8 protein-coding genes are annotated in these 7,165 nt (G+C 30.0%); 1 reads left to right on the forward strand and 7 read right to left on the reverse strand.

Annotation, left to right across the window (positions count from 1 at the left end):
- Positions 1-39: 39 nt before the first annotated feature.
- The gene (gene mazG, locus U9R42_14620; GenBank protein MEA3497258.1) at positions 40-816 is read right to left on the reverse strand and encodes a nucleoside triphosphate pyrophosphohydrolase; all 777 of its coding nucleotides are present in this window, start codon (positions 814-816) and stop codon (positions 40-42) included.
- 4 nt (positions 817-820) lie between these two features.
- Entirely contained in the window at positions 821-1,360 is a 540-nt protein-coding gene (locus U9R42_14625; GenBank protein ID MEA3497259.1) for a hypothetical protein, read from the reverse strand.
- A gap of 106 nt (positions 1,361-1,466) precedes the next feature.
- Between U9R42_14625 and U9R42_14630 the strand changes: the two genes are divergently transcribed.
- Entirely contained in the window at positions 1,467-1,694 is a 228-nt protein-coding gene (locus tag U9R42_14630) for a hypothetical protein (GenBank protein ID MEA3497260.1), read from the forward strand.
- A 188-nt stretch (positions 1,695-1,882) separates the two neighbouring features.
- On the opposite strand, the gene U9R42_14635 is transcribed toward U9R42_14630, so the two are convergent.
- The 5 genes from U9R42_14635 to U9R42_14655 form a co-directional block, all read right to left on the reverse strand.
- The gene (locus U9R42_14635; protein ID MEA3497261.1) at positions 1,883-2,887 is read right to left on the reverse strand and encodes an FAD:protein FMN transferase; all 1,005 of its coding nucleotides are present in this window, start codon (positions 2,885-2,887) and stop codon (positions 1,883-1,885) included.
- A gap of 41 nt (positions 2,888-2,928) precedes the next feature.
- Positions 2,929-3,585: an outer membrane lipoprotein carrier protein LolA gene (locus U9R42_14640; GenBank protein MEA3497262.1), complete on the reverse strand. Its 657-nt coding sequence runs from the start codon at positions 3,583-3,585 to the stop codon at positions 2,929-2,931.
- A 9-nt stretch (positions 3,586-3,594) separates the two neighbouring features.
- A complete protein-coding gene (locus U9R42_14645) occupies positions 3,595-5,979 on the reverse strand; it encodes a DNA translocase FtsK 4TM domain-containing protein (GenBank protein MEA3497263.1) in 2,385 nt (794 codons plus the stop codon).
- 37 nt (positions 5,980-6,016) lie between these two features.
- On the reverse strand, positions 6,017-6,799 hold the full coding sequence (locus U9R42_14650) for a geranylgeranylglyceryl/heptaprenylglyceryl phosphate synthase (protein ID MEA3497264.1): 783 nt from the start codon (positions 6,797-6,799) through the stop codon (positions 6,017-6,019).
- 144 nt (positions 6,800-6,943) lie between these two features.
- A partial coding sequence (locus tag U9R42_14655; GenBank protein MEA3497265.1) for a gliding motility-associated C-terminal domain-containing protein occupies positions 6,944-7,165 on the reverse strand: 222 nt, incomplete at its 5' end.

Raw genomic sequence — 7,165 nt, forward strand, 5'->3', positions numbered from 1 at the left:
TAATTTATGGAATAAGAGAAGGCAATTCCATTCACTCATTTATCCAAGCAAATTTTTAGCTTTTTGCCAATATTTTTCCATTTCCACAAGAGGCATATCCATAAGGTCTTTTTTTTCGTCAGAAATAATCTCCTGCATTTTATTAAATCTATTATGGAATTTATTGTTTGTTCTTTCCAATGCATTATCAGGGTTGACGTTATAAAACCTTGAGTAATTTATCAAGGAAAATAAAATATCTCCAAATTCTTCCTCTATCTTATCCTTATTACCAATATTTTTTTCTATTTCTTCTTTAAATTCAATAAGTTCTTCATTTATTTTATCCCAAACCTGATGCCTGTTATCCCAATCAAAACCAACACCTCTTGCTTTTTCTTGCATACGAATAGCTTTAATCATTGATGGCAAGCTTTTAGGAACGCCTTCAAGTGTTAACTTTTTTCCATTTTTGAGTTTTATTTTTTCCCAGTTTTGTTTTACCTCATCTTCATTTTGTAGCTTAATGTTTCCATAAATATGCGGATGTCTTTCAACAAGTTTGTCCACAAGTGTATCGCAAACATCTTTAATTGTAAATTCATTTTTTTCTTCTGCAATTTTAGCATAAAAAACAATATGTATAAGTAAGTCGCCAAGTTCCTCTTTAGTTTGTGAATATGAATTATTTAGAATTGCATCCGACAGTTCATGAACTTCTTCAATTGTAAGCATTCTTAAAGATTCAAAAGTTTGTTTTTTATCCCAAGGACATTCTTCTCTCAACCTATTCATTGTTTGAAGTACTTTTGAAAATGCATCAAGTTTTTCTTTCATCTTTTTAATTTTTTGTTGCGAATGTGTGAATGAAGTTTTGTTTTTTTGCCACGAATGCACGAATGAATTTTCTTTTTTTTGCCACGAATGCACGAATGAAGTTTCCTTCTTCTGCCACGAATGCACGAATGAAGTTTCCTTCTTTTGACACGAATGCACGAATGAATTTTCTTTTTTTTGCCACGAATGCACAAATGAATTTTCTTTTTTTTGCCACGAATGCACGAATGAAGTTTCCTTCTTCTGCCACGAATGCACGAATGAATTTTCTTTTTTTTGCCACGAATGCACAAATGAATTTTCTTTTTTTTGCCACGAATACACGAATGAATTTTCTTTTTTTTGCCACGAATGCACGAATGAATTTTCTTTTTTTTGCCGCGAATGTGTGAATGATGTTTTGTTTTTTTGCCACGAATGCACGAATGAATTTTCCTTCTTTTGACACGAATGCACGAATGAATATTACTTTTTTTGTCGCTAATGCACAAATGATGTTTTGTTTTGTTGCGAATATGTTAATGGCGTTTTTTGTGCTTTTCATTTTTATTGTCGCTAATACGCTAATGATATTTTTTTTGCTCTGCAAAGTTTAAAATTTTTTTGAAATTTCTGATAGTTTTATTTAGCTTTGAACAAAATTAGATTCTATGTTTCTTAAGCAATTATTAGTATTTATTGTTGTTATGGCTATTGTAGTTTTTCTTTTTAGTCTTAAAATACTTTTTAAAAAGAAAGGCAGATTTGATAGATCTTGTACTGCTAAACACAGGATTTTGCATGAAAAGAATTTAGACTGTAAAAGTTGTAATATCGGACCAATGGAACACAAACTTGACGAAAAAGAACATCATAGTTTTGTTAGAAAAACTAATTAGTGCATCTAAGAAAAACGTATGTTTTTGACTGTTAGAATATTATTTGTATTTTGTCGCTTGAATCTAATGTCATAAAGTAGTCAGTTGATTGCCATTAAGTTACAAAACCAAATGACAGCTTGTCTAAATTACTATTGAATGACTTTTACATTCACATCCATTATTAATTCAAAGTTTTCTAAGAGGCTCTAATTATTAATTTTTGTTATTTCCCCTCTTAATTTTTCAGAAGTAAATGTTTTCATCAAAGCATTTTCATCTTCATAAATTAGATGTATTGCAATTGAATCAACAGCTTTATCAATCTCAATAGCTTTGTTGACTCCCATAACCATAAAAGCAGTTGCATAAGCATCGGCAGTCATGCAATCATTGGCAAAAACCGAGACACTTAAAAGATTATGGTCAACAGGATATCCTGTTTTTGGATTTATGGTATGGGCAAATCTTTTCCCATTTTTGTAATAAAAATTACGATAGTTACCTGAAGAAGCAATTGCCATTTTATTAAAACTAATTGTTGAATTAAGTGATCTTTTGTTTTCATCAGGTTTTTCAATACCAATTTTCCAATTATTTCCTTCGGAATTTTTTCCTAACACACGTACTTCTCCCCCAATTTCTACCATAAAATTTTCTATTCCTTTTTCTATCAAGAATTTTGAAATAACATCAACACCAAATCCTTTTGCAATAGCAGAAAAATCAAGTTGAATTTCAGGTCTTTTCTTTTTTATTATTTTACCGCTTAGCAATATCTTATTAAATCCAATAAAAGTAAGAAGGCTATCAATTATGTTACTATCAACATTAGGAATGGTATCATAGCCAAAACCCCATGCATTAACAAGTGGCATCACTGTAGGGTCAAAACTTCCATTAGTTCTTAAATAAACATCTTTTGCTTTTTGAAAAACCGTTTCAAAATAAGCATCAATTTCTGTGTTTAGCTGTGCTTTATTTACTCTTGAAATAGTTGAGGTTGGAATAAAAGTAGATAAGGAATTGTTTACATTAATTAATAGGGAGTCTATTTCTTTTTTGAAATCTTTATTTTCTTGAGCTTGATATTTTATGTGATAAATAGTTCCCATTGTTTCACCCTGTAAGGAATGATATTTTAAATTGGAACTGTTACATGAAATTATTAAAAAAAGTATTAATAAAGTATAGATTTTCGGTTGTATTTTCATGCCTTATTCTTTTTTTGATTGCAATTTAAGGGGGGTTCTAATTACTCTGTAAGATCAACAACTTCAATTCCTTTATGTTTAGAAATATCAAATTCGAAAAAGCTGTCATTTAATTTTATATTTGTTTCAATAGATAAAATATCAAATGTAAGTATTAGTCCATTATCTTTATAGAATGTTTGCATTTTAAGAATATTGGAGGTTTCTTTTTCAATGAAAATTTTTACTTTAAAGAATGATTTAGATTTGTTTTCAGGTGTTAAAATTATCAAATTAATATTTTTATTATTTCTTCTGGCTTCACCTCCATATCCGTAAAGAAATCCTTTTTCCCAGATTGTAAAAAGCTCTTTTGGGTTTATTTCAAGTTCTTCGGGATTGTAATTATTTACCTGAACTTCATTAACATCTTTTAAGTAAGTCCATACTTTTTTCTGATTAGAAATAATAATTTGCTCACCGATAGTAAGTCTAAAATTTCCATCTTTCAAATAAAAAACGCCTGATAATTCATCATTAGTTTCAGCCATTCTGTTTTCAATAATATATTTGAATTCAACTTTTATTGAATTATAAGATTTATATTTTTCAACAGATTTTCTAATAATTTCTTCTGCTAATGCTGAGTTTTCCTGTGCTATTCCATTCAATGATGTTAGAAACAGAAATGATAATATGACTAATGTAATTTTGTTCATAAAATATATTTACCGATTGTTTCTGAAATCATTCAAAAACTGTTCCAGTGCATATTCATCGGGTATAAGTACTGCTCTGGCTTTACTTCCTTCAAAAGGACCAACAACTCCTGCACTTTCAAGTTGGTCAATAATTCTACCTGCACGATTGTACCCAAGCTTTAGTCTTCTTTGCAATAATGAAGTTGAACCTTGTTGATTTTGAACAATCACTCTTGCTGCATCTTCAAAATGGGCATCAAGATCATCAAGAATATCTTCCAAACCATCAGAAGTACCTCCCTCCGATTTAACTTCGGGTAAAAAATGCGGACTTGAATAAGATTGTTGTTTTGAGATAAAGTTAACGATTTCTTCCACTTCAGGAGTGTCAATAAATGCACATTGAATTCTTGTGAGATCACTCCCAGAAGAAAATAGCATATCACCACGACCCACAAGTTGTTCTGCACCTTTTGAATCTAAAATTGTTCTTGAGTCAACAGCAGCACTAACCTTAAAGGCAATACGTGCAGGAAAGTTCGCTTTTATTGTTCCTGTAATTATATTTACAGAAGGTCGTTGAGTAGCAATAATAAGGTGAATTCCAATTGCTCTTGCAAGTTGTGCTAATCGGGCAATGGGCATTTCCACTTCTTTACCTGCTGTCATCATTAGGTCGGCTAACTCATCTATTACAAGAATTATGTAAGGCAAATATTTATGTCCGTTATTAGGATTTAACTTTCTTGAAACAAACTTACTATTATACTCAACTATATTCTTTACTTTGGCATTTTTTAATAACTGGTATCTCAGGTCCATTTCTGCTGTTAACGAATGTAAAGTATCAACCACCTGAGAAATATCAGTAATTATTGAGTCTTTATTATCCGGTAATTTTGCAAGAAAATGGTTTTCAATATTTTGAAAAAGACTTAGTTCAACTTTTTTGGGGTCAACAAGAACAAATTTTAATTGTGCAGGGTGTTTTTTGTAAAGCAATGATGCTATAACAACATTTAATCCAACAGATTTACCTTGGCCTGTAGCACCTGCAATAAGAAGGTGTGGCATTTTTGCCAAATCTGCAATATAAACTTCATTTGAAATTGTTTTTCCAAGAACAAAAGGCAATTCAGAATCAGCATCTCTAAATTTTGAAGAATTAATAACTGATTTTATTGAAACAATTTCAGGTTTTGTGTTAGGAACTTCAATTCCTATTGTTCCTCTGCCCGGTATAGGTGCAATAATTCGTATCCCCAGAGCAGAAAGACTAAGTGCTATATCATCTTCAAGATTTTTTATTTTTGAAATACGTACTCCAGCAACAGGAACAATTTCGTATAAAGTTATTGTTGAACCAACTGATGCTTTAATTTTATCAATCTCAATTGCATAATTCCTAAGCGTTTGAACTATCAATTCTTTTCGTTCTTGTAGTTCTACTTCATCTATTTTTACCTCATCTTCTTCATATTCTTTCAAGAGTTCAATAGTTGGATGTTTGTAATTTGATAAGTCTAATCGTGGGTCATATTCACCTATTTCTTCAAAAAGCTCTTTTTTATTTCCCCCGTTTCCTATGTCTTGCTCTTGTACCTTCTCAATTTGAAAATCAATATCGTCAGATTCTTTTTTTTCATCACTTTTGGGATGAAATTCTTCTTGTGTTTTTAAATTTGGTTCATCAGTTATTTCTTCTTCTTGATTTTTATCAATTATTTCAATTTCATCTGTATCCTCTACTAAGCTTTCATCTTTTAACTTCCCAAGATTTTTGAATTTTTGAAAAATATCTTCAGGAAAATTAATTTTTATATTAAATACAACAATAAAATAAACAATAATTGCAAAGAGTAAAAAGATGGCAGCTCCAAATGAGCCAAGAACTCCTTTTAACCAAAATTGTGAATTTACACCAAATCCTCCTGCAAGAAGACCTACAGATTTATGAAATAAGAATCCTAAAACTGATGAAAACCAGAATATAAAAAACAAAATAGATGTAACGTATTTTCTTAATTTGAGAACTTTTATTTCAAAAAGTAATTTAAAGCCGTAGAGAAAAAAGATAGCAATAAATAGGTAAGAAGAAATCCCAAACCATCTACAAATAAAAAGGTGAGAAAAAAAAGCACCAACAACACCTGCCCAATTACGAGCCAAGTGTGGTTTTATTGCATTAAAACTATTTGTAATAGCACCTGAGTCGCTGATTAGGCTTTGGTCAAATTTCCAAGTAAATAAAAATGAAGTAAAAGCAAAAAACAAAAACAAAGAAATCATTAAAAAAAACAATCCTAAAATTTTTGTTATTTTTTCTGTGCTTTTTTTAGGATATGGAAATTTTACAGTTTTATTTTTTTTCTTTTGAGTAGTATTTTTAAAAGTATTTGATTTTTTTGCCATTACTGTTTTAAGGGGAGTTTATATTTTTGTAAAATAATTAGCCTCCAAATGATGCTTTAATTTTGGTGAATTCCTGTAATTTATCAAAGTTATCTTCAATAATATTCCCAACAACGACAATGTCAGCTCCGGCATTGTAAGCATTTTTCAACTGCTCGGATTCTTTTATTCCACCACCAACTATTAAGGGTATATTAATATTTTTTTTAACAGCAGAAATCATTTGAGTATCTATAGATTTTAATGCACCACTGCCTCCATCAAGAAAAATATATTTTAATCCCAGCAATTCACCTGCAATAGCAGTGCTTACAGCAATATCAGCTTTGTGATGAGGAACAGGAAAAGTGTTACTTATATAAGAAGCTGTTGTTTGTCTTCCGCTTTCCACAAGAATATATCCTGTTGGCAAAACAGCTAGTGATGTTTTTTTGATTATCGATGCTACTTCAACATGTCTTCCAATAAGAAAGTCAGGGTTTCTGCCGGAAATTAACGACAGGAATAATATCGCATCTGCATTTTTGTTTACCTGATTTGTACTCCCCGGGAAAAGTATTACAGGAATGCTGAAATACTTTTTTATCGTTTTGATGTATTCGGTTATTTTGTCTTCAACCAGTAAACTTCCTCCTAAAAAAATTAAATCAATATTGAATTTTTTGGCTTTAATCAATTTTTTTTCAAAAGTTTCAGGAGAAACTTTATCAGGGTCAATTAACCATGCAAATAATTTTTTACCCTTTTTTATACTGTTAACAATATTTTTTTCAACTGAATTCATCAATATTAAGAAATATAGATATTTTTCTTTTTTCAACAAATATAAATTTTTTATATCATTTATGATAAAAATTTAGTTTAATAAAAGATTTTTTACTTTTGTTTTTTTCTCAAGCTTTTTAACACTCGGCTCAGAAAGAAATTTTAAATGAAGGGAGGTCAACTCCTCTAACTCACCTTTTCACCTAACAATACTAACTTCTCCTGTAAAACTTTCTTTTTGTCCTGTTTTTTCCTTGATGTGGATTTGATAATAATATATTCCGATTGTGCAAGTTTTTCCTTTATATTTTCCATCCCATGAATTATTAATGCTATGGCTTTCAAATACTTGTTCTCCCCAACGATTGAAAATTTGTATGTGAAGTTCTTCAATAGCTATTGTATAAATTATAAATTTATC

It is taken from the genome of Bacteroidota bacterium, from assembly GCA_034723125.1.
Taxonomy (GTDB): domain Bacteria; phylum Bacteroidota; class Bacteroidia; order CAILMK01; family JAAYUY01; genus JAYEOP01.